The 19521-nt window shown below is 64.4% G+C and carries 20 protein-coding genes; 6 read left to right on the top strand and 14 right to left on the bottom strand.

From position 1 onward, the window contains the following. Positions 1-4: 4 nt before the first annotated feature. A complete protein-coding gene (locus tag HAP40_RS09345; protein ID WP_166818081.1) occupies positions 5-295 on the bottom strand; it encodes a hypothetical protein in 291 nt (96 codons plus the stop codon). An 833-nt stretch (positions 296-1128) separates the two neighbouring features. On the opposite strand from HAP40_RS09345, the gene HAP40_RS09340 reads away from it, so the two are divergent. The 4 genes from HAP40_RS09340 to HAP40_RS09325 all read left to right on the top strand — a co-directional run bounded on the left by HAP40_RS09340 (position 1129) and on the right by HAP40_RS09325 (position 3998). Then, a complete protein-coding gene (locus tag HAP40_RS09340) occupies positions 1129-1302 on the top strand; it encodes a hypothetical protein (RefSeq protein ID WP_166818082.1) in 174 nt (57 codons plus the stop codon). Positions 1303-1455: 153 nt separating this feature from the next. Then, a complete protein-coding gene (locus HAP40_RS09335; RefSeq protein WP_166818083.1) occupies positions 1456-1611 on the top strand; it encodes a hypothetical protein in 156 nt (51 codons plus the stop codon). Between the two features lie 266 nt (positions 1612-1877). Next, the gene (locus HAP40_RS09330; protein WP_166818084.1) at positions 1878-3470 is read left to right on the top strand and encodes an EAL domain-containing protein; all 1593 of its coding nucleotides are present in this window, start codon (positions 1878-1880) and stop codon (positions 3468-3470) included. 162 nt (positions 3471-3632) lie between these two features. After that, positions 3633-3998, top strand: coding sequence for a VanZ family protein (locus HAP40_RS09325; RefSeq protein WP_166818085.1), 366 nt, complete (start codon positions 3633-3635; stop codon positions 3996-3998). Between the two features lie 46 nt (positions 3999-4044). Here the strand turns inward: HAP40_RS09325 and HAP40_RS09320 are convergent, their stop codons facing one another. The 13 genes from HAP40_RS09320 to HAP40_RS09260 form a co-directional block, all read right to left on the bottom strand. Further along, complete coding sequence (locus HAP40_RS09320; protein ID WP_166818086.1) at positions 4045-4491, bottom strand: CHRD domain-containing protein; 447 nt, start codon at positions 4489-4491, stop codon at positions 4045-4047. 129 nt (positions 4492-4620) lie between these two features. After that, the gene (locus HAP40_RS09315; protein WP_166818087.1) at positions 4621-4905 is read right to left on the bottom strand and encodes a hypothetical protein; all 285 of its coding nucleotides are present in this window, start codon (positions 4903-4905) and stop codon (positions 4621-4623) included. A gap of 166 nt (positions 4906-5071) precedes the next feature. Continuing rightward, on the bottom strand, positions 5072-5515 hold the full coding sequence (locus HAP40_RS09310) for a hypothetical protein (RefSeq protein WP_166818088.1): 444 nt from the start codon (positions 5513-5515) through the stop codon (positions 5072-5074). Positions 5516-5664: 149 nt separating this feature from the next. Then, entirely contained in the window at positions 5665-7386 is a 1722-nt protein-coding gene (locus HAP40_RS09305) for a chemotaxis protein (RefSeq protein ID WP_166818089.1), read from the bottom strand. Positions 7387-7391: 5 nt separating this feature from the next. Next, complete coding sequence (locus HAP40_RS09300; RefSeq protein ID WP_166818090.1) at positions 7392-8483, bottom strand: protein-glutamate methylesterase/protein-glutamine glutaminase; 1092 nt, start codon at positions 8481-8483, stop codon at positions 7392-7394. Between the two features lie 17 nt (positions 8484-8500). Continuing rightward, positions 8501-9355, bottom strand: a complete 855-nt coding sequence (locus HAP40_RS09295; RefSeq protein WP_166818091.1) for a CheR family methyltransferase — start codon at positions 9353-9355, stop codon at positions 8501-8503. A gap of 141 nt (positions 9356-9496) precedes the next feature. Further along, a complete protein-coding gene (locus tag HAP40_RS09290; protein ID WP_166818092.1) occupies positions 9497-11668 on the bottom strand; it encodes a HAMP domain-containing methyl-accepting chemotaxis protein in 2172 nt (723 codons plus the stop codon). Positions 11669-11724: 56 nt separating this feature from the next. Next, on the bottom strand, positions 11725-12213 hold the full coding sequence (locus HAP40_RS09285) for a chemotaxis protein CheW (RefSeq protein WP_166818093.1): 489 nt from the start codon (positions 12211-12213) through the stop codon (positions 11725-11727). A gap of 66 nt (positions 12214-12279) precedes the next feature. Next, positions 12280-13977, bottom strand: a complete 1698-nt coding sequence (locus tag HAP40_RS09280) for a methyl-accepting chemotaxis protein (RefSeq protein ID WP_166818094.1) — start codon at positions 13975-13977, stop codon at positions 12280-12282. A 37-nt stretch (positions 13978-14014) separates the two neighbouring features. Next, positions 14015-14476 carry a chemotaxis protein CheW gene (locus tag HAP40_RS09275; RefSeq protein ID WP_166818095.1) on the bottom strand — a complete coding sequence of 154 codons (462 nt, stop codon included), beginning with the start codon at positions 14474-14476 and terminating at the stop codon, positions 14015-14017. Further along, the gene (locus HAP40_RS09270; RefSeq protein WP_166818096.1) at positions 14476-16551 is read right to left on the bottom strand and encodes a chemotaxis protein CheA; all 2076 of its coding nucleotides are present in this window, start codon (positions 16549-16551) and stop codon (positions 14476-14478) included. The genes HAP40_RS09275 and HAP40_RS09270 overlap by 1 nt, the downstream gene beginning before the upstream one ends. Then, on the bottom strand, positions 16548-16913 hold the full coding sequence (locus HAP40_RS09265; protein ID WP_008142319.1) for a response regulator: 366 nt from the start codon (positions 16911-16913) through the stop codon (positions 16548-16550). The genes HAP40_RS09270 and HAP40_RS09265 overlap by 4 nt, the downstream gene beginning before the upstream one ends. Continuing rightward, entirely contained in the window at positions 16913-17236 is a 324-nt protein-coding gene (locus HAP40_RS09260) for an STAS domain-containing protein (RefSeq protein WP_166818097.1), read from the bottom strand. The genes HAP40_RS09265 and HAP40_RS09260 overlap by 1 nt, the downstream gene beginning before the upstream one ends. A 287-nt stretch (positions 17237-17523) precedes the next feature. Between HAP40_RS09260 and HAP40_RS09255 the strand changes: the two genes are divergently transcribed. Both HAP40_RS09255 and HAP40_RS09250 read left to right on the top strand, forming a co-directional pair. After that, a complete protein-coding gene (locus HAP40_RS09255; protein WP_166818098.1) occupies positions 17524-18660 on the top strand; it encodes an HD domain-containing phosphohydrolase in 1137 nt (378 codons plus the stop codon). Between the two features lie 188 nt (positions 18661-18848). Next, the gene (locus HAP40_RS09250) at positions 18849-19517 is read left to right on the top strand and encodes a hypothetical protein (RefSeq protein ID WP_166818099.1); all 669 of its coding nucleotides are present in this window, start codon (positions 18849-18851) and stop codon (positions 19515-19517) included. The last annotated feature ends 4 nt before the right edge of the window (positions 19518-19521 follow it).

The following is a 19521-nucleotide window of genomic DNA, read 5'->3' as shown; positions in this document are numbered from 1 at the left end:
TCGGTCAGACATAGTTAACAAAGCTTAAATCTTGCGTTTGAGCCGCCTGGCTTTGTGCGATCCACGCCCGCCAGGCTCCTTCGTGCTTGGAATAGAGCTCGAGCCACCGAATTTCGCCCGGCCCGGCAATTCCTTCATTCTCGCGGATTCGGGCTCCGATTTGAACCGTCTCTTTCGATGAGGGATCCAGCGTCTCGAATTCCGCCGTCTCCTGCAGCGAAAGGCCGATCAGAACACGATGCCCTTGGGCATCGACGAAATACCTGCGGGGCGCATCGTGAGTTTGATCAATCATTCGAATGGCCCTCGTTCATGATCCAAGGCCCTGGAAGATCCTTCAACCGCCGATCATAAGCCAAAACGAATACGGTCAAAACGAGGCCGCAGCTCGCCGCGCCCAGCAATGCAATCACATACGCCATCCACGCCTACCTACGCGAGCCCCGAAAACTCGAGGCGGCTAAACTGTCGCCATGAACCGGCACGTTCTAGGTTGCCGCTGCGAAACTCTCAAGGACGGCGCCGGATTAACCTAACCGCACATGGTTACGGCTCGCCACGACGGCCACAGCAGTTGACGGCCCGCCTGAAGCGCGATGCGATCGGGATCAATCGTCACGCTTTCAGGTTGTCGTTTGAGCATGACCTTTCATAACCGCCACACACTCTTTCGGAGAGTGCTCTACCCGATCATGAAGGGGGCGGGCTTCGACCAGCTCCCATCGAGGGGGCGTATAGGGCATCCCATTTTTCGGAACGTTCTTCCCGCCCTACTTCATCTGGTCGTCGCAAGAACTTCGAGATCGACAGCGCTGAGACTCTTGGCCGAGCACGCCTGCGCTTCGTGTGATGAAGGCGTCTTCGACATTTTTCGAACGCGGCTGCCGACGACTGCAGACGGCATCGAGGAAACATCCGTGGTTATACGGAGCGCCATGCACCAACTTCATCGCGGTAAGGTTGAGCAGTTAGCTTAATCCGCGTTGCTTGTTGCGAAGTCTCGCGCTTGGCTTATCCCTTCTCGCACCGGGCTCCCCCAAGCCCGGCCCCACCCAAGCAAAGCCGTCGAGCGAACATGGGTCCGCTTGGCGGCTTTGTCCTTGTGTCGACGAGAGGATCATTTCGGTTATGGCGCGCAAGCCCTGGTCGTTCAAGGAAGACCGCCGGCTCATGGAGCTGGCCAAGTCATCGGCTTCGCTGGAAGAAGCGGCGAAGGTTCTCGGGCGCTCGCCCGATGCGATCAAGCGCATGGCATTGCGGCTTGGCCTTTCGTTGAAGCCGAACGCCGGCAAGAAGGGCTAACGCGCGGAGACAGGGCGTCGGGGACCGCAGCATTCCCTCGTGCACCGTGACGGCAACCCTTTTTGTGCAGCGCGGCCGAGCTTTTCGCCGGGGCAGATGGGAACCAAGGCAACGCGTAGGTGTTATCGACAGGCTGCACAACGAGGTCTGGCAATGGTGAATTTTGCCATTTCCGCAATGTTGATCTGGCTGGCGATTAACATCGCCTTCGTGGTGCTTCGACTGTGGGCCACCCGCCATCGCGCCATGCCCCACATCGACAGGCCCGACCGACCTTACCCAGAGGTCATTCCGGTGCGCCCTCGCTGATCGCCGATTGAGCGTCACCTCGGTTCGTCCGGCCGTTCACCCTCGTCTTGCGTGTTCTTCTGGGAACAGCCCGGCTAGCTCCCTTGAAGGCTCCATCCTGCTGTCCGAAGCGGAATTCGCGGCTGTGCGGTTCCCTGCGCCGAGGCAACGAGCTCCCGACCAACGGCAGGAGAAGTCCTTCCAGACCGGTCTGCCCGTTAAACCCTATCTTAGCCCCCGCTGGCTAGGATCAATCGCCCAGGCTCGCCTGATTTCGCAGTAACCGGATGAAACTCCAGCGACAGAAACTCCCGTTTGCCGCGCTCGTTCTTGCGAGTACGATGGCGTTCGGGCTGGCGGGCCATTTCGCCGCAGAGGCCGTCATTCACCAGCAGCAGGCCCATCAGCTCGACGAGTTGACCGAGGTCGTTCTGCGCCGCTCCGAGTTTGCGGTCGATTTTGCCGCGGCCAGCCTGGACGATCTCGCAGGGCGCAATCTCGCCAGCTGCGAGCCGGGGGCGTTGCAAGCCATTCGCCTCCACGTCTACCAGCGCCCGGCGATCAAGGATATCCGTCTCGTCAAGCCGAATGGCTCGGTGATCTGCTCGGCTTATTCCGAGACGCTCGAATTCGACAAGGGATGGGCGGATCGCCGCGATATGCTGCCTTCGCACGACAGGACGCTTTCGCTGTTTCGCGTGGAGCAGTTCGGAGGCGACGCCTTGGGCGTGCTCAGGGACATCAACGGCAGCTCAGCCCTTGTCGCCATCGTCGGCATCAATGCCAGCCTGTTCGACATCATGCCCGCCGAACTGCGCGCGCATAGCGAGGTGATCCTTGCCTTGAGCAGTGGCGAGAAGCTCGGCAAATTCCAGATCGACGCCGACAAAGCCTTGCCGGCGCCGATCAGCTTCGACAGGAATTCCACCCGCTTCCCGCTTGATGCCAAGATCCGGCTCGATCACGCGGTCCTTTCGAGTTGGAACAACGAGGCATATTGGCCCGTGCTCGCGGTGGCGCTCGGACTTGGGGCAATCTTTGGCATTCTGCTGGCGCGCAGCCGCCGAACGGAGGGGCCGGTCGCCGATCTCGATCGGGCGCTGGCGGCCGGTGAATTCAAGCCATACTACCAGCCGATCTTCGACCTCAGGACGGGCCAGATCAGGGGCTGCGAGATTCTGGCTCGCTGGCTGCGCCGCGATGGCTCGGTCGTCTCGCCGATGAACTTCATTCCGCTCGCCGAATCCAGCGGGCGCATCCAGGCCATGACCTGGCAGATCCTGGGATCGGCGCTCGCCGAGCTGAGGCCATTGCTCAGGGCAAACAAAGCTTTCAAGATGTCCTTGAATGTCGTGCCCAGGCATCTGCTGAGTGCTGGTTTCGTCGAAACGCTGCGTCGCACGGTCCTGACGGCAAGGGTCTCCGCGCGCCAGATCGTGGTCGAGATCACCGAGCGCGACGAGCTCGACGATCTCGCGCGTGCCGCGGCGGTCGTCGCCGAGCTGCGGGACCATGGCTTCCGCGTCGCCATCGACGACGTCGGCGTCGGCCATAGCGGGCTGTCCCGGCTGAAGGGCGTCGGCGCCGACATGATCAAGATCGACAAGTTCTTCGTGGACACGATCACCGTGGACGCGTCGACGACGACGATCGTGGAAATGCTGGTGGCGCTCGCGAGAGATCTCCAGATGACCGTGGTCGCGGAAGGCATCGAGACCGAGGAGCAGCTCCGCGCCCTGATCGCATGCGGCGTGGAGGAGGGCCAAGGCTATCTCGTTGCGCCGCCCCTGCCTCTCGCCGGGTTCAACGAGCTCGTCGAATCCCGTCGGGCAGTGCAGCCAGGCGCGACGGTCTCCGGCGAGACGGCTTTGGTGGCCTGACCGGCGCGGCAGGCTTTCCACTTCCCTTCCAGCGTCCTCGGAGCAGCCCGAACCTCCAGAACTCCTGTCTTGAAAGCAAATCTGTGCCGGCCCGGCGGCGGCCCCTTAACGATAATTTCGGCTTTCAAACCTGAGCGGCGACCAACCCTGTATGCTGGCGCCATGCGCAGGAACCACCTCATTGCAGCCGCGAGCATCTGCCTTGCGCTGATCGTCTATGCCACCCTGGCGAAGCTGGCGGGAAGGCCCGCGCTCATGGGGCATCACGAGGCCTATTGGGTCGTGGTGATCGAGCGCTTCAGTGCCTATGGACTGCTCGGCTTCCTTCTTGCCTTCCTGCTGCCGGGACGGCTCAGCCTGGCCTGCTCTCTCGTCATAGCGGTCGCCGTGGGGCTGGAGCTCATGCAATCGTTCATCCCCGACCGCGATCCGGGCTTCCTCGACGTGCTCCAGAAGGCGGCAGGAGGCACGGTCGGCGTCATGCTCGCGCAGATGATCTTGGCGTTCCTGCCCCGACCGCCGTCCTGAAGCGGCCGGCCTTGCGGAGATGACCGGTGGAATGCACGACCGGCCGTCACTTCATCATCTGGCCACGCAATTCGCCGCCCGGGTTCGCGGCGGTGTGGATGTTCGCGTACCACTTTCCGGCCAGCAGATCTGCTGCCTGCGCGTCGGTGAGCGTCGCGCTGCCCTTGATCGGGCTTTCCACCGTCTTGAACGGAAGGGCGATGCCGGCGTTCTTGCCGGCCTCGCCGGGGCCGTGGAAATGCGCGCCCATCACCGGTCCGGTGAGCCCGGCATAGGTGACGACGTAAGTCAGAACTTTCGTATCAGTGTCGTAACTCGCCTCGGCCTTGCCCGAGCCGGTCGAGCTGTTGGGAGGCACTTCATTGCTTCCCTTGAGCTCGGATTGCAGCTTCACGACTTCCGCGGCTGCGGTTGCGCTCGTCGCCACGACGCTTCCGACCAGCGCGAGTGTCGCCAACAGTGCCACCGGGGGCCGACAGACGGCTTTGATCATGCACTCCTCCTGCGGACTCTGCGCCCCATCGCGATCGAACCCCAACGACGGCCGGAAATTCCATTGCAGAGCTTAAGCTGATTCGGGACGACGATCGCGGGAATTGGGCTGACACGGAACCCGCGGCGGTCAGGCCAACCCACGCCTGTTGTGGAGTTCGGCGGGCGAAAGCAGCTCGGCCATCTGACGGTGGGTGTTGTGCAGCGCCTCAATGGCGCAATCGAGATCGAAATCGGACTCACGAACGGATGCCAGGAACCTGGCGGTCAGTGCCAGATCGAGTTTCACGCGCGTCGTCCCGTCGCGACTCCTGCGACGATCGAGCGACAAATTGATGGCGAGATTCCTGGCCTCCATTGCGCCGCAGGCGCACAGCGCGCCGAGTTCATCGTATGTCATCCAGATTTGAGGCATGTTCTTCCACCACACTTGATCGACCGCAGGCTAGCTCTCGCTCCTAAAGGCTGAGTTGCTGCATCACGGCCGCGGCGCGATTCGAGACAACAGCGTCAATGCAACGCTAATCACGGCGCCCGGTTCGGGCGGGAGCAGAGTCAGCGCCCCATCGCCGCTCCGGCTTTCACCTGGGCGGGCCCGCCGTGAACGGGTGCCGCGGCAGGGAACGGCTGTCGAGCCCCTTGGGCAGCTTGTCGGCATTGAGCTTCACGACCGCACCCCGGGCCCCGGCAGCCGGCGCGTCGTCCTGGCTGTAGATCAGCGTCGCCTCGAACATGACCCCGGGCGCTTGCCGCGACGTTCCCGAGCAGGTCGCCATCGCGCCGCTGGACACGCCCGAGAGCTCGACCTCGACCTCGTCGCGCCCGAACACGGTCGACGGACCCTCGGCATGCCGGCGCGTGGTCAGAACCGCCGTGAAATGCTGATCATCGTCGAACTGATAGGAGCCGCCATAGGTGAAGAAGCTGTCGCTGCCCGAAATCCGTCCCTCCGCCAGATGGACGATACCGGTGCCCTGGCCATGCGGTGTCCTGAACCAGGCAGCGTATTTGCCTTCTCTCAGCATTGGAAACATCCGTCGTGAATTCACTGGTATTTGCAACCAACTCTGGGGCGCGGCAATGACCGATCCGGCAGGCATTCCGCCACGGTTAACGCCAGGCAAAGCCAACTCATCAAATTGCTGCCGACGCCGAGAAAGCCCGGCAGGCGGACTCAAAACAGTTCTATGCCGTCATCGGCGGCCGCGGCCGCCTTGACCCGGCGCGCGGTGACGATCGGTGCGATCCCGAGCGCCTGCAGGAAGTCGCGATGGATGTCCCGCTCGCGCTCCATCGTGTAGCGCGCGAACAGCTCATCGAGCACGGCCTCGTCCTGCGGACGCGGCCTCTGGGCGCCGGCACTGGCCGTCTCGAGGCGGGCAGCGACCGCGGGCAATGCCGCGGAGCCTTCACCGAGCGCGTTCATCAGACCTTGCGCCGAATTCATCAGTCCCTCGAACTCGGCGCCTTCGACGACGAGCCGGTTCATCAGCTTGCCGAGCCGCTCGTTGCCGGCCTCGACTTCGCGCAGCGCCTGAAGGATCTGCGGCTCGAGCTTGGCAAGCTGCGTCGGATCGCCCTGCACGCGGAGTTGCTTCAGCTCCCCGGCCGAGCGCTCGATGCCGTCGAGCACCGGCCTCAGGCGTGCGGCGCCCGCCGACACCTGATCGGCGGTCGCCTTGAGCTCGTTGGCGATGACGACGAAGGCGCTGCCGCGGCTGCCGAGGTGGCTTGCCTTGAGACCGGCATTCATCCCGATCAACGTGATGTCGACGGTCGCCTCGGCAAGCCCCGCGATCGCCTGACGAAACTTCGTCAGCGTATCCTCGACGATCGCGAGGGCCTCGTCCACCGAGCGGCCGGCGCCCTCGCAGGTGGCGATCAGGGTCGAGGCGTGGGCCAGCGTCTGCTTGATCCGCGCCAGGAACGACGACGAGCCGCCGTCCTCGCCGCCGAACAGCGTGCGGCCGTGACCGACGACACCGCCCGCATCGCGCAAAATGGCGGTCAGCGCGCGAACGATCTGGCCGATGTCGCCGCTGAACTCGCGCTGGGCGTCCCTGAGCTGGGCCGCCTGCAACTGACAAATCGCGCGCGCGCCGTCGTCGCTCGGCATCGATGAGGGCGCCAGGCTCGGAATGGGTCCCGAGGCAAGACCAAGTCCGTGAGAGACATGCTCGAGGCGCTGGCGCGTGCTGTCGCCGGCCTGCAAGGAGATGATCGCGCTGCCCACCGCTTCGGCGATCTTCCTGGTGCTGGAGCTCGTGAGGTCGGCGAGATGGCGGCTGTTGCCGCGCTGGTCGCGCAATCCGGAATAGGCCGCGCCGAGCTCGACGCTCTCCGCCGCCAGCTGATTCCGGTAGCGGCCCTCGAACTCCTTTTGCCGGCCGAACGCGGTGGCGACGGCGTCGGACAGGCGCTGCTGATCCCGCGCGCAGCCCTCGATCGAGCCCTGCACGGCCTTGCCGAGATCGTAGGCCTCCTGGGTGAAGGCGAGAAAGCCCTCGCGGTCACCGTCGAGCGAGGCGGCCTCGATCCGCGCGCTGCGGGCGATGATGGCGATCATCTGGATGTGCTTGAACAGCGGCTTGAGCAAGGCGGATGCTTCCGCCGTGCTCTTGCCGATCGTCTCCAGCAGCGCGGTCTCGGCCGGAAGCGCCTGCGCCAGCTCGCTCAGCCGCGCGGCGATCTCCTGCAACGCCGTCGCGGCGCCCTCGATCTCCGCACCTGAGAGCTCCGAGGAAAGCGTTGCGAGGCCCTGGTTCAATTCCTTGAAGATGAGGTGGCCGCGTCCAAGCTCGTGACCGACGCGCGCGAACACGTCCTCGATCCGCGAGGAGACGTCCTCGATCGCGACGATCGATTCGGTGAGCGTGCTGGCCGGAATGACGGACATTGCGATCAACCTGCCACCGCGGCGTTCCCGGCCTGATACCAGAGCATGATCTCGCGCGGGATCTGGTGCAGCGAGACGACCTTCTCGACGCCGCCATGGGCGATGGCTTCCTTGGGCATGCCGAACACCACGCAGCTCTCTTCGTCCTGCGCCCGCGTCGAGGCGCCGAGTTTGCGCATCTCCAGCATTCCGCGCGCGCCGTCGTCGCCCATGCCCGTCATGATCACGCCGAGCGCATTGGCGCCGGCGTGCTGGGCCGCGGAGCGAAACAGCACGTCGACGGACGGGCGATGCCGCGACACCGGCGGGCCGTCCTTGATCGCGATCTGGTAGCGCAGGCCGATGCGCTGAAGCAGCATGTGACGGGCACCCGGCGCGATGTAGGCGCAGCCCGGCAGCACCGGCTCGCCGTCCTCGGCCTCCTTGACACGCATCTGGCAGACGCTGTCGAGACGCCGCGCAAACGCCGCGGTGAATCCCGCCGGCATGTGCTGGACGATGACGATCGGCGGACAGTGGGCCGGCAGCATCTCCAGAACGTCGTTGAGCGCTTCGGTCCCGCCCGTCGATGCACCGATGCACACGATGCGCTCGGTGGTCGGCCGGACCTTGCCCTGCACCGGCGGCGGGATGATGGCGTCGGCCGTCAGCTTCTTCTCGATCACCCGGCGCTCCGCGCGCGGGCGCACCCGGGCGCGAGCGGCCGATTTGACTGCCTCGCGCAGCCGCGCGGAGCATTCGAGCAGCGCCTGCCGCGTGTCGATCTTCGGCTTCGGCACGATGTCGACCGCGCCCGCCTCGAACGCTTCGAACATCACGTCCGAGCCCTCCTCGGTCAGCGAGGAGCAGATGATCACCGGGATGGGGCGCTGCGCCATGATCTTGCGCAGGAACGTCATGCCGTCCATGCGCGGCATCTCGAGGTCGAGGATCATGACGTCGGGAAGCTCGTTCTGGAGACGACGCGCCGCGGCGAACGGATCCGAGGCCGTTCCCATCACCTCGATCTCGGGGTCGTCGCTGAGGATCGTTTGCAGGATTTGGCGAACCGACGCCGAATCGTCCACGATCAGCACGCGAACTTTCTGCTTCGGCATTTTTGGCGGCGCTCCGATCAAACCTGGAAAATGGTGGGCTGGACCTGCTTCAGGCCCGGCACGGCGCTGTGAATCATCGATTCGGAATGGCCGACCAGCAGATAGCCTCCCGGCCGCAGATGGCTGCACAATCGCTCGATCACCTTGCGCTGGGTCTCGCGCTCGAAATAGATCAGGACGTTGCGGCAGAAGATGATGTCGACGTCGCGATCGACGGGATAGGACGCGTCCATGAGATTCATCCTCATGAAATGCGTCATGCGCCGCAACTCCGGCACCACCCGCACCTCACCGCGCGACTTGTCCCGCGACGACAGGAAATACCGCTTCACGAAAGGCTCCGGCACCGGAGCGAGCACGTCCCTCGTGTAGATCGCGGTCTTGGCGAGGCGCAGCACGGCGGTCGAGATGTCGGTCCCGAGGATGCGGTACTGGAAGCGCGAGCCGTTCCGCGTCATGTCGTCAAGGACCATCGCGGTCGTATAGGCTTCCATGCCGGTGGAGCTTGCCGAGCTCCAGATCTTCAGGTTCGCGTTCTTGGGTCCATGCGACTTGAGCAAGGCCGGGACCGCGACCTCCCGCAGGAAGGTGAAGTGCTGCGGCTCCCGGAAGAAGTCGGTCTTGTTCGTCGTCACCACGTCGATGAGATGAGTGAGCTCGATGTCGAAATGATCGGCCTCGAACAGGTTCTCGACATATTCGTTGAGGTCGGAGAAGTTCAGCGCGCGCACGCGCTTGTGCAGCCGCCCCTCCAGCATCAGCCGCTTGCCCTGCGGCAGCTTGATGCCGACCTGGCCCTCGATGAGCTCCGCGATGGTGCGGAAGTGGCGGTCCGACAGATGCACGGCCGTATCCTGCATAGCGGGCATCATCGCTGCATGCCCCCGCCCGGGATGGCCGCCGCCTGCACTGAATGTCGGGCCATACGGGCCATCTTGCGTCCTAAACGTTCACACTATTACGGAGATAGATCGACCCGCCACGTAACGGCGGGCCGATCCCTGCGTTTGATATCAGCGCTGAAAATCGGCGTCCCGATCGTCCTCGCCGTCGTTCATGTCGAAGGCGAAGCCGCCGCCGGCAACCTTCACGGCGCGCGCCGGCCTGCCCTGCGGCTTCTTCGCCGGACGTTCGGCAGCCGCCATGGTGGCCGCCCTGGCCCGCAACTGGTTGACCGCACGATCGATCGGCGCAGCCGCCTGGCTCTTCGCGCCCGGCTCGATGCGGAAATAGGCGATGGTCGACTGCAACTGTTCGGCCTGCGAGGCGAGCTCCTCCGACGTCGAGGACACCTGCTCGGAGGCGCTGGCGTTCTGCTGGCCGACCTTGTCGAGCTGCTGGATCGCCTGGTTGATCTGGGCCGAGCCGACGTCCTGCTCGCGGCAGGCCGCGGTGATCTCCTCGACGAGTTCGGCCGTCTTCTTGATATCCGGGACGAGCTTGGACAGCATGGCGCCTGCTTCCTGGGCGACCTTGACGGTGTCGGCCGAGAGCGTGCCGATCTCGGCGGCGGCAGCCTGGCTGCGTTCGGCGAGCTTGCGCACTTCGGAGGCGACCACCGCAAAGCCCTTGCCGTGCTCGCCGGCACGAGCGGCTTCGACCGCCGCGTTGAGCGCGAGCAGGTCGGTCTGGCGGGCGATCTCCTGCACGATCGTGATCTTCTCGGCGATGGTCTGCATCGCGTTGACGGCGCGACCGACCGCGGCGCCGCTGGCTTCGGCGTCCTTGGCTGACTGCGCCGCGATCTTCTCGGTCTGGTTGGCGTTGTCGGCGTTCTGCTTCACGTTGGAGGCCATCTCCTCCATCGACGAGGAGGCTTCCTCGGCGGACGAGGCCTGCTCGGTCGCGCCCTGCGAGAGCTGCTCGGCACTTGCGGAAAGCTCCTGGCTGCCGGCCGAGACATTCTGCGCCGCGGTCAGCGCCTCCGTTACGATCTGCTGGAGCTTTTCGACCATGCGCTCAAGGGCCAGCCCCAACGTGTCCTTGTCCGAGAGCGGCTTGACTTCGACCATGAGATTTCCGTTCGCGATCTCGTTGGCGACCCCAGCGGTGGCGTTGAGGTTGGCCGTCATCGCGTTGAGGGACGCCACGAGATCACCGACTTCGTCATTGCTCGACACGTCGATCTTCTGGCTGAGGTTGCCTACGGCCACCGCATTGGCAAGCCCGACCGCACGGCCGAGACCGCGGCTGATATTGAGGGCAATCCAGGTCGCGGAAGCGACCGCGATCAGCAGCGCGCCGATGATGATGCTGACCAACAGCGTCTTGGCGAGGGACGCCTCCTGGGCGCCCTCCTCCGCGACATCTGCCATCTGCTTCTCATTCAGCTTGACGTACTGCTCTACGGCACTCAGCGTCTCGTTGAAGACTTTCCGGCCTTCACCATTTGCGATCGTCGCTGCCTTCAGATTACCAGCCTCGAGCGCAAGGCGCGCGACGTTGTCGACTGCCTTGGCCAAGCGCTCCAATTGCGCGTTCATTCCCGCTGACGTACCAGCCTGGCCCGCCTGAGCCACCGCCGCCTTGATGTTGCCCAACCGTTGCGTGGCGTCCTTGACGTCGATCTCGAGGTCCTGCGTGTTCGTAGCCGTGTAGGCCATCACGATCGCGCGGGACAGGCGCGCAATGTCCGCGCGAGCCTCCAAGATCGAGGTGACGGCGCGCTGGTTGTCCGATGCCCCCCTGCTCATTTCCGCAACGACAGCCTCGAACTTCGCGTCGAGATCCTTGGCCGCGGCCCCGCCCTCAGTCTTCCAGAGTTCCGCTGCCTTGTTGTTGGAGTTGAGCAGCGCGAATTTCGCGGACTGGTCCTCCAGCTCGTTCATTCGCTTCATGGGGCCAGAGGCTTGATCGAGAACGCGCCTGCCGGCCTCGCTCGCCTGCCCATGCAGGTCGTTGTAGAGCTTAAGCGTCTTCTCACGACGGGTCAGCATCCCGGCGTGATTATCCTGGGTCTCCTTGTCCGACAACGCCTGGATCATTCGGTTTTCTGCGCGCTGTTGACCTTGTAGCGCGTCCATTACGTCCGCAGCGAGCTTGGTACGGTTGGCCTGGCCAACGATTCGTTGCTGCTGCATCGTCAAGGCGGAGAGGCCGTTATAAGCCACGCCTCCCGTGATCATCGAGAGAACAATGACCGCGCCGAATGCGGAGGCCAGCTTAGCTTTTACCGAGAATCTCATTTCAGTCCCGTCGGGTTCGAATGGGGTGCTAACGCTTTACGCTTCGTAATCTCAGTTCAGGCGGCGCAGGGCGCATCGTCCCTGGTTGTGCGCTCGCCCGGAAACTCATCGTTCGCCATCAACTTGGCGAGGTCGAAAATGACGACGAACTTCTCGCCCTTGCGGCCGATTCCAGCGGCGTAATCGGATTGCCATTTGCCGCCAACCTCGGGGATCGGCTCGATCGCCTGCTCGTCGATGTCGGTGACCTCGAACACGCAGTCGGCGACGAAGCCGACGCCGACCAGGCGGTCCTTCATAGGCACGTCGAGGATGATGATGCGGGTCGCCTCGGTGGCGGCGACGCTCGGCAGCCCGAGCTTGGTCCGGAGGTCGACGATGGGATAGCCGCTGCCGCGCACGTCGATCATGCCGAGCAGGAAGTTTGGCGCGTGCGGCAGCCGCGAGATCGGCCGCATGTCGAGAATTTCACGGACATTGCGGATGCTGATGCCGAACGTCTCGCCGGCGAGCCCGAGCGTCAGATATTGCGAGGTGGCGGCCATGATGCAGTCCAGGGGTCCGAAGGTTTGGAAATGGAGTACGGTCCGGCACGGGGCCGGACCGGTTGTTCAGCGCTGAAACTCGGCGTCACGATCGTCTTCGCCGTCATGCATGTCGAAGGCGAAGCCACCACCGCCGGCGACTTTCATCGCCCGCGCCGGCCTGCGGGCAGGCGCCGGCTTCTTCGCGCCCCGATCCGCTGCCGCCATGTGCGCTGCCCTGGCGCGGAGCTGGGTCACGGCGCGGTCGATCGGCGCGGGTGAAGCACTCTCGTTGCGCCCGGCATGCTCGATGCGGAAGAACGAGATCGTCGATTGGAGCTGCTCGGCTTGCGAGGCAAGCTCTTCAGAGGTCGAGGACACCTGCTCGGAGGCGCTGGCGTTCTGCTGGCCGACCTTGTCGAGCTGCTGGATCGCCTGGTTGATCTGGGCCGAACCGACGTCCTGCTCGCGGCAAGCTGCGGTGATCTCCTGCACCAGCTCAGCGGTCTTCTTGATATCGGGCACCAGCTTGGACAGCATGGCGCCGGCCTCCTGCGCGACTTTCACGCTCTCCGTCGACAGCGTGCCGATGTCCGCCGCGGCGGCCTGGCTGCGTTCGGCAAGCTTGCGCACTTCGGAGGCGACCACCGCAAAGCCCTTGCCGTGCTCGCCGGCACGAGCGGCTTCGACCGCCGCGTTGAGCGCGAGCAGGTCGGTCTGGCGGGCGATCTCCTGCACGATCGTGATCTTGTCGGCGATGGTCCGCATCGCCTCGACGGCACGGCCCACGGCGACGCCGCTGGCCTCCGCATCCTGGGCCGATCGTGCGGCGATCTTCTCGGTTTGGTTGGCATTGTCGGCGTTCTGCTTCACGTTGGAGGCCATCTCCTCCATTGAAGAAGAGGCCTCCTCGGCGGACGAGGCTTGCTCGGTCGCTCCCTGCGAGAGTTGCTCGGCGCTGGCGGACAGTTCCTGGCTGCCCGCGGAAACGTTGCTTGCCGCGGTCAGAGCCTCCTCGACGACCTGACGAAGCTTCTCGACCATCATGTTCAGTGATTTGACGAGATCGCCGATCTCATCATTGCTGGAAACATTGATCGTCTGGCTGAGATCACCGCCCGCAACGGCACCGGCAAGGCCGACCGCGCGGCTGAGGCCACGGGCGATGCTCATCGAGATCCAGAACGCGGCGATCAGGCCGATGGCGAGCGATGCCACCACAGCCGAGACGAGCATCATGTGGGCGCGGTTGCCATCCTCATGCGCCCGGGCTGCCTGGTCCGCCATGTTCTTCTTGACGTTGGTGACGTAGACGCTGGCGGCTTCCATCGCTTCGCTGACCGCCTTGCGAGCTTCGATCGACGAGCGCTCGACGGCCTTCGCCCTGTCGGTCCTAGCGGTCTTGAGGACGTCGTCCTGAACGGCATTCATCCGGATGTAGGCGGCGCCGAAATTCTCAATCAGCTTCTTGCCCTCGGCCGAAGCCGCAGCATGGATTTCCTCTTTCAGCTTCAGAAGCGTCTCGCGCTGCTTGGCGATCTCCGCGATGAAGCGATCGGCCTCGCTATCCGGCGCGAGAAGCAGGTTCTTCTCGGCCCGAACCTGGGACAGAATTCCCTTTTCGATTTCCGCCGCACGATCCATCCGGCCGGCGCGCGACACGAGGCTGTCGGCGGTGTCGATCATCTCGCTCAGCTTCACATAGGCGAGGCCGCCCGCCGCCATCGAGAGCAGCAGGACCACGCCGAACGCGCTGGCAAGTTTTGCCTTGACCGTAAATCTCATCTCCAGCCCCTACCCCAGTCTCGCCCGAGACTTCCCCTCAATTCAGGATGCGTTCCATGTTGGGAACGATGACGAACTCTTCGCGCCACTTCGCGATGAAACGAATGAACTCCGGCTTCCAGTGCATGCCGACGCGCGGCGTCTGCTGCACGTCGGTCTGCGAGATTTCCGTGACCTCGTAGACCTTGTCCGCGGTGACGCCGACCAGAACCGGCTCGCCATCGAGTTCGAGCTCGATGACGACGATGCGCGTGTCGGCGGTATCGTCCAGTTGCGGCATCCCGAAACGGATCCGCAAATCGGCGAGCGGGATGACGTTGCCACGCACGTTGATGACGCTGGGAACGAAGGCCCGCGCGCCCGCGACCTTGGTCACGGGGACCGGGTCGATGATCTCGCGCACGAGGCCCGCGTCGAGCGCGAACTTCTCCTCGCCGAGGCCGATCATCACGACCTGCATCGCGCCCGACTGATGCTCGCCCGCCAACCCCTCGTTCATCACGCCGCCTCGTTGATATGCTGCTTCTCGACCTTCGACTGCGCCAGCGAGACCAGTTGCGCGACGTCGAGGATCAGCGCCGCGGTGCCGTCGCCCAGGATCGTCGCGCCCGAGAAGATCGTGACGTCGGAGTGCAGCTTGGACAGCGACTTGATGACGGTCTGGTGGTTGCCGATGATCTGGTCCGCGACGAGGCCGACGCGGGTCTCGCCGGTCGAGATGATGATCGTCTTCTGGTGCCGGTCGGGCGAACCCGACGCGGACATGATCTCGCGCAGGCGCAGGAACGGCACCAGGTCGCCGCGTACGTTGAGGAAGTTGCGGCCGCGCGACCGCTCGTCATCGGCGGTCAGCTCGACGCATTCCTCCACCGCCGACAGTGGAATGATGTAGCGGCCTTCGCCGACGCGGATCAGCAGCCCTTCGATGATCGCGAGCGTGAGCGGCAGGCGCAGCGTCACGGTGGTGCCCAGACCCTGCCTGGTCGACAGGTCGATCGAGCCGCGCATGTTCTCGATGGTGCGCTTGACCACGTCCATGCCGACGCCGCGGCCGGACAGCGCCGAGATGGTCTGCGCGGTCGAGAAGCCCGGATGGAACAGGAATTGATGGATTTCGTGATCGGTCAGCACGGCCCCGGCGGCGATCAGCCCCTGCTCCTCCGCCTTGGCGCGGATGCGGGCGGTGTTGAGGCCGCCGCCATTATCCTTGACGGTGACGAGCACCTGCGCACCGGAATGGACGGCGGCGAGCTCGATCCGGCCCTGCTCGGTCTTGCCGTTGGCCGCGCGGGTCGCCGTGTCCTCGATGCCGTGGTCGATGGCGTTGCGGATCAGGTGCACCAGCGGATCGGCCAGGCACTCGATCATGGTCTTGTCGAGCTCGGTGTCCTCGCCGGTCGTGACGAACTCGACCGGCTTCGACAGGTCGCGCGACAGATCGTGCACCAGCCGGCGGAAGCGGCCGAACAGCGAGCCGATCGGCACCATGCGCGCGCCCATCGTGGTGTCGCGCAGAGAGGATGCAAGGCGCTCGATTTCCTCGGCAATCATCTTGATCGAGAGATCCGAGCCGGACGAAGCGAGCTGGGTCAGCCGCGCCTGGGCAATGACGAGCTCGCCGACCCGGTCCATCAGTTCGTCGAGGCGCTCGGCCTGAACGCGGACGGTGGCAATGCCGCGCTCTTCGCGCTTGGCCTCGGGCTTAGACTCGGATTTGGGTTCCGGCTTTGATTCGAGTTTCGGCTCCGCCTTCGGGACGGCAAGCGCGACAGCAACCTCGACCGCCGGCGCAACCATCTCGATCACCGGAGCCGGCTCCTCGTCGAGGAGATTGAACAGCGGCATCGGCGCGGGCGCTTCGACATGCTCCAACGGCGAGAGCGTCAGCTTCATCTCGTCCGAGACGAACATGAAGACGTCGTCGATTGCGTCCTTGTCGCAGGCCGCGTGCAGCTTGACGTCCCACTTCAGATAACAGTCTTCCGGCTCCATCTCGTCGAGGAACGGGATGCCGTCCGTGATCGGGACGACGAAGCAGGGGCCGAGCTTGCAGAGATCTTCCAGCAGATCGAGCGGATTCGAGCCGTTGCGCAGGATGTGCGATTCGAATTCGAGATAGAGGTGCCAGCCGGCCTGCTTGCTCTCGGCTGGGGCCAGCGGCGGCGCTTCGGTGATCTCGGCGACCGGAGCGGCAGGCTGGTCGGATGAAACGAAGCGCTTGAGGTCATCGAGAATGGCTTCGCCGATGATGTCGTCGGTCGACTGGGGGTCCTCGATCAGTGCGCGGATATAGTCCTTGGCGGCGAGCGCGACCGAGATCAGCTCCTGCGTCGGCTTGATCTCGCCCTTGCGGACGCGGTCGAAGGCGGTCTCGAACTCGTGGGTGAAGGAGGCGACCTTGTCGAAGCCGAACATGGCGCCCGAGCCCTTGATCGTATGCAGGGCGCGAAAGGCGGAATCGACCAGCTCGCGGTCGTCGGGACGCTGGCCGAGATCGAGCAAGGCGCCTTCGAGAACTTCGAAGAGCTCGCTTGCTTCCTGACGAAAGATCTCGGTCGGGTCCATTGCGCTCATGCGCGCACCAGCTTGCCGACGACGGCGAGCAGCTGCTCGGGCTTGAACGGTTTGGTGATCCAGCCGGTGGCGCCGGCGCTCTTGGCTTCCTGCTTCACCGTGTCATTGGACTCGGTGGTCAGGAACACGATGGGCATGCCGACCGCGCTCGGCAGCTTGCGCAGCGCCCGGATCAGCTCGAGCCCGTTCATGACGGGCATATTGAGGTCGGTGATGACGAGGTCGAGCTTGCCGGCCTGCGCCTTGGCGAGCCCCTGTGCGCCGTCGCCGGCCTCGATCACGTTGTGACCGGCCGGCTCGAGCACGACCTTGATCATTTGCCGGATGCTGGGGGAATCGTCGACGGTCAGAATCGTGGCCATCAGATGCCATCTTTCTTTTGCGGGAAGTGCTGATCGATCATCGCCTCGCTGGCGAAGCCGGCGCGGCGCAGGGTGTTGCGGAAGGACTGGGAGAAGGAGGTCAGGACCACGGGGCGGCCTTGCGCCTCACCGGTCTTGGCCGTCGACAGCAGAAGCTGGATCGAGGTCACGTCGGCCTTGTCGACGCTCGAACAATCGATCTCGAGCCGGTCCTGCCGGCCGAAAGCTTCGCGGATCAGGTCATAGACATTGCGGATCGCAGCAATACTGCAATCGGCAGGCAGCCGCAGGGACCACTTCGGCTCAGTGACATCAGACGGCATTCGTCCCCCAGATTTCCTCAGGACTCGCTGCACGCATGACGCGAATCCTGCACTGCGACTATTCGCGTGGGAGAGTATGCAAACCCCTAATGGACTTCACCGTACAACTACGGGTCACAAACCCTAGAACTTCGCGCATGCACGCAAGCTTGCATGGTTCGCTCGTTTCTCATGCGCTGTGCGCAGACGTGAGTCGGTTCGCCGCAGTCTGGATGTTTGCTCCGCGTTAAATCGCAAAGGCTATGCGTGAAGGTCCTGCCTCGCATCCGAACGAGTCCGGCCACCCGATGCTGACCCAAGCGCTCCTGGTTGATGACAGCCGCTCCGTCCTCAACTTCCTGAAACGTCATCTCGAGGCCGAAGGCCTGGTCGAGGCCACCACCTTCCTCGATCCCGTGGAAGCGCTGACCTGCGCGCGAGAGCGCATGTTCGACCTCGTGCTGGTCGACTACGAGCTGCCGCACATGGACGGGATCAGCTTCATTCGTGTCTTCCGGTCCCTGCCCGGCTGCGCCGACATTCCGATCGCGATGATCACGTCGCGACAGACCGACGACATCAAGATGGAAGCGCTGCAGGCCGGTGCGACCGATTTCCTGCCCAAGGCGCCGCAAAGCGTCGAGATGACGGTGCGCCTGCGGAATCTGATTCAGCTTGGTGCAGCCGTGCGCAAGCTCAGCGATCGTGCCGCACATCTGGCCAGCGAAGTCGCGGCAGCCACACGAAAGCTCGGCGAGCGCGAGGAAGAGATCATCCTGCGCCTCGCGCTCGCGGTCGAATATCGCGACAACGACACCGGCGAGCACACCTTGCGAGTCGCCCGCTACAGCCGCATCATCGCCGAGCAGCTCGGCCTGCCGGCCCGGCTCTGCCGCGACATCTATCTCGCCGCGCCCCTGCACGACGTCGGCAAGGTCGCCATTCCCGACAATATCCTGCTCAAGCCCGGCAGGCTCACCGCCGAGGAGATGGCGGTGATCAGGACACATGCAGCGATCGGCGAGCGCATCCTGGCGGACTCCAGCTGCGAGCTGATCCAGCTCGGTGCGCAGATTGCCGCAGGCCATCACGAGCGCTGGGACGGCGCCGGCTATCCAAACGGCCTCAGCGCGGACTCGATTCCGGTCGCCGCGCGGGTGGTCGCAGTCGCCGACGTCTTCGACGCCCTGACGAGCCGGCGGCCCTACAAGGAGCCGATGCCGCTCGACGTGGCGCGCGATTACCTGGTCGAGAACAAGGGCCGGCAGTTCGACCCGGCCTGCGTCGAGGCCTTCCTGTCGCGCTGGGACGAGGTGGTCGAAATCGCCGGTCCACAGGCGCTTCCTTTTCAGAGAATCGAAGCTTCCCTCGCTCCCATGACGGAGCGTGCGGCGGAGAGCCGTCGGGTCGGGGACAATCCGGCTGCGCCCGTCCCGGCCGCCTGAGAATCATCAATCCGCCAACGCCTTGCCGCGGCTCGTTTTTTCTCCGGTCGCCGGTTTGAACCTGTTCCTGCTAGAGTGGCACCAATCACCGAGAGTGATTCCGGTCACACTTGCCTCGAGCAGCCCCTGCTAAGCATCGAACCGGGACCGGACACCGATAAACATCGTCGAATTGGATGAGAACTCCCATGAGAAGCCTGATCGGCGCCCTGGCCGGCGCGTTCTGTCTTGCGGCCCCCGCCATGGCGGAGACGCCCGCTGCGATCGTCGAGGACGTCCAGGGCAAGGTCGATGGCGTCGCGTTCATGGACTATGTGGCGCCGGGCAAGATCATCAAGCTCGGGCCCAAGGCCAGCATCACGCTCAGCTACCTGAAATCCTGCCAGCGCGAGACGATCAGCGAAGGCGTCGTCCTTGTTGGCGCCGAGCAGAGCACCGTGCAGCTGGGTGAGGTCAAACGCGAGAAGGTGCCGTGCGACACCAATGCGGCAAGGCTCTCGGAGCGCGAGGCGAACCAGAGCGCGGCGACGACCTTCCGCACCATGCGATCGGACGCCAAGGGCGCCCCGGCCAAGCTGCCGACACTCTACGGCGTCTCGCCGCTGGTGCAGGCCAAGAGCGGCAGCACGCTGGTGATCGAGCGCACCGACGGCAAGGAGCCCACGATCAGCATAACGCTCAAGCGCGACAACATGGTCGGCAACAAATTCTATGATTTTGCCACGGCCGGGAAGTCGCTGACCCCGGGCGGCAGCTATCTCGCCATTGTCGGCGCCAAGCGCTACACCTTCCTGGTCGACGCCAGTGCCACCACATCGCCGACCCCGATCATCGGCCGCCTGCTGCGTCTCGAATAGAGGG

Source organism: Bradyrhizobium sp. 1(2017) (assembly GCF_011602485.2).
In the GTDB taxonomy this organism is placed as follows: Bacteria; Pseudomonadota; Alphaproteobacteria; order Rhizobiales; family Xanthobacteraceae; genus Bradyrhizobium.
Note: the sequence above shows the minus strand (reverse complement) of the source record. Positions and strands in the feature narration are given on the sequence as shown.

Excerpts from the sequence above, each read along its gene's own strand:
- HAP40_RS09335 (WP_166818083.1), top strand. The coding sequence starts at position 1,456 with ATGGTGAATTTTGCCATTTCCGCAATGTTGATCTGGCTGGCGATTAAC.
- HAP40_RS09340 (WP_166818082.1), top strand. The coding sequence starts at position 1,129 with ATGGCGCGCAAGCCCTGGTCGTTCAAGGAAGACCGCCGGCTCATGGAG.
- HAP40_RS09345 (WP_166818081.1), bottom strand. The coding sequence starts at position 295 with ATGATTGATCAAACTCACGATGCGCCCCGCAGGTATTTCGTCGATGCC.
- HAP40_RS09260 (WP_166818097.1), bottom strand. The coding sequence starts at position 17,236 with ATGCCGTCTGATGTCACTGAGCCGAAGTGGTCCCTGCGGCTGCCTGCC.
- HAP40_RS09285 (WP_166818093.1), bottom strand. The coding sequence starts at position 12,213 with ATGGCCGCCACCTCGCAATATCTGACGCTCGGGCTCGCCGGCGAGACG.
- HAP40_RS09305 (WP_166818089.1), bottom strand. The coding sequence starts at position 7,386 with ATGTCCGTCATTCCGGCCAGCACGCTCACCGAATCGATCGTCGCGATC.
- HAP40_RS09315 (WP_166818087.1), bottom strand. The coding sequence starts at position 4,905 with ATGCCTCAAATCTGGATGACATACGATGAACTCGGCGCGCTGTGCGCC.
- HAP40_RS09275 (WP_166818095.1), bottom strand. The coding sequence starts at position 14,476 with ATGAACGAGGGGTTGGCGGGCGAGCATCAGTCGGGCGCGATGCAGGTC.
- HAP40_RS09250 (WP_166818099.1), top strand. The coding sequence starts at position 18,849 with ATGAGAAGCCTGATCGGCGCCCTGGCCGGCGCGTTCTGTCTTGCGGCC.
- HAP40_RS09270 (WP_166818096.1), bottom strand. The coding sequence starts at position 16,551 with ATGAGCGCAATGGACCCGACCGAGATCTTTCGTCAGGAAGCAAGCGAG.
- HAP40_RS09325 (WP_166818085.1), top strand. The coding sequence starts at position 3,633 with ATGCGCAGGAACCACCTCATTGCAGCCGCGAGCATCTGCCTTGCGCTG.
- HAP40_RS09300 (WP_166818090.1), bottom strand. The coding sequence starts at position 8,483 with ATGCCGAAGCAGAAAGTTCGCGTGCTGATCGTGGACGATTCGGCGTCG.
- HAP40_RS09295 (WP_166818091.1), bottom strand. The coding sequence starts at position 9,355 with ATGATGCCCGCTATGCAGGATACGGCCGTGCATCTGTCGGACCGCCAC.
- HAP40_RS09310 (WP_166818088.1), bottom strand. The coding sequence starts at position 5,515 with ATGCTGAGAGAAGGCAAATACGCTGCCTGGTTCAGGACACCGCATGGC.
- HAP40_RS09265 (WP_008142319.1), bottom strand. The coding sequence starts at position 16,913 with ATGGCCACGATTCTGACCGTCGACGATTCCCCCAGCATCCGGCAAATG.
- HAP40_RS09320 (WP_166818086.1), bottom strand. The coding sequence starts at position 4,491 with ATGATCAAAGCCGTCTGTCGGCCCCCGGTGGCACTGTTGGCGACACTC.
- HAP40_RS09330 (WP_166818084.1), top strand. The coding sequence starts at position 1,878 with ATGAAACTCCAGCGACAGAAACTCCCGTTTGCCGCGCTCGTTCTTGCG.
- HAP40_RS09255 (WP_166818098.1), top strand. The coding sequence starts at position 17,524 with ATGCTGACCCAAGCGCTCCTGGTTGATGACAGCCGCTCCGTCCTCAAC.
- HAP40_RS09290 (WP_166818092.1), bottom strand. The coding sequence starts at position 11,668 with ATGAGATTCTCGGTAAAAGCTAAGCTGGCCTCCGCATTCGGCGCGGTC.
- HAP40_RS09280 (WP_166818094.1), bottom strand. The coding sequence starts at position 13,977 with ATGAGATTTACGGTCAAGGCAAAACTTGCCAGCGCGTTCGGCGTGGTC.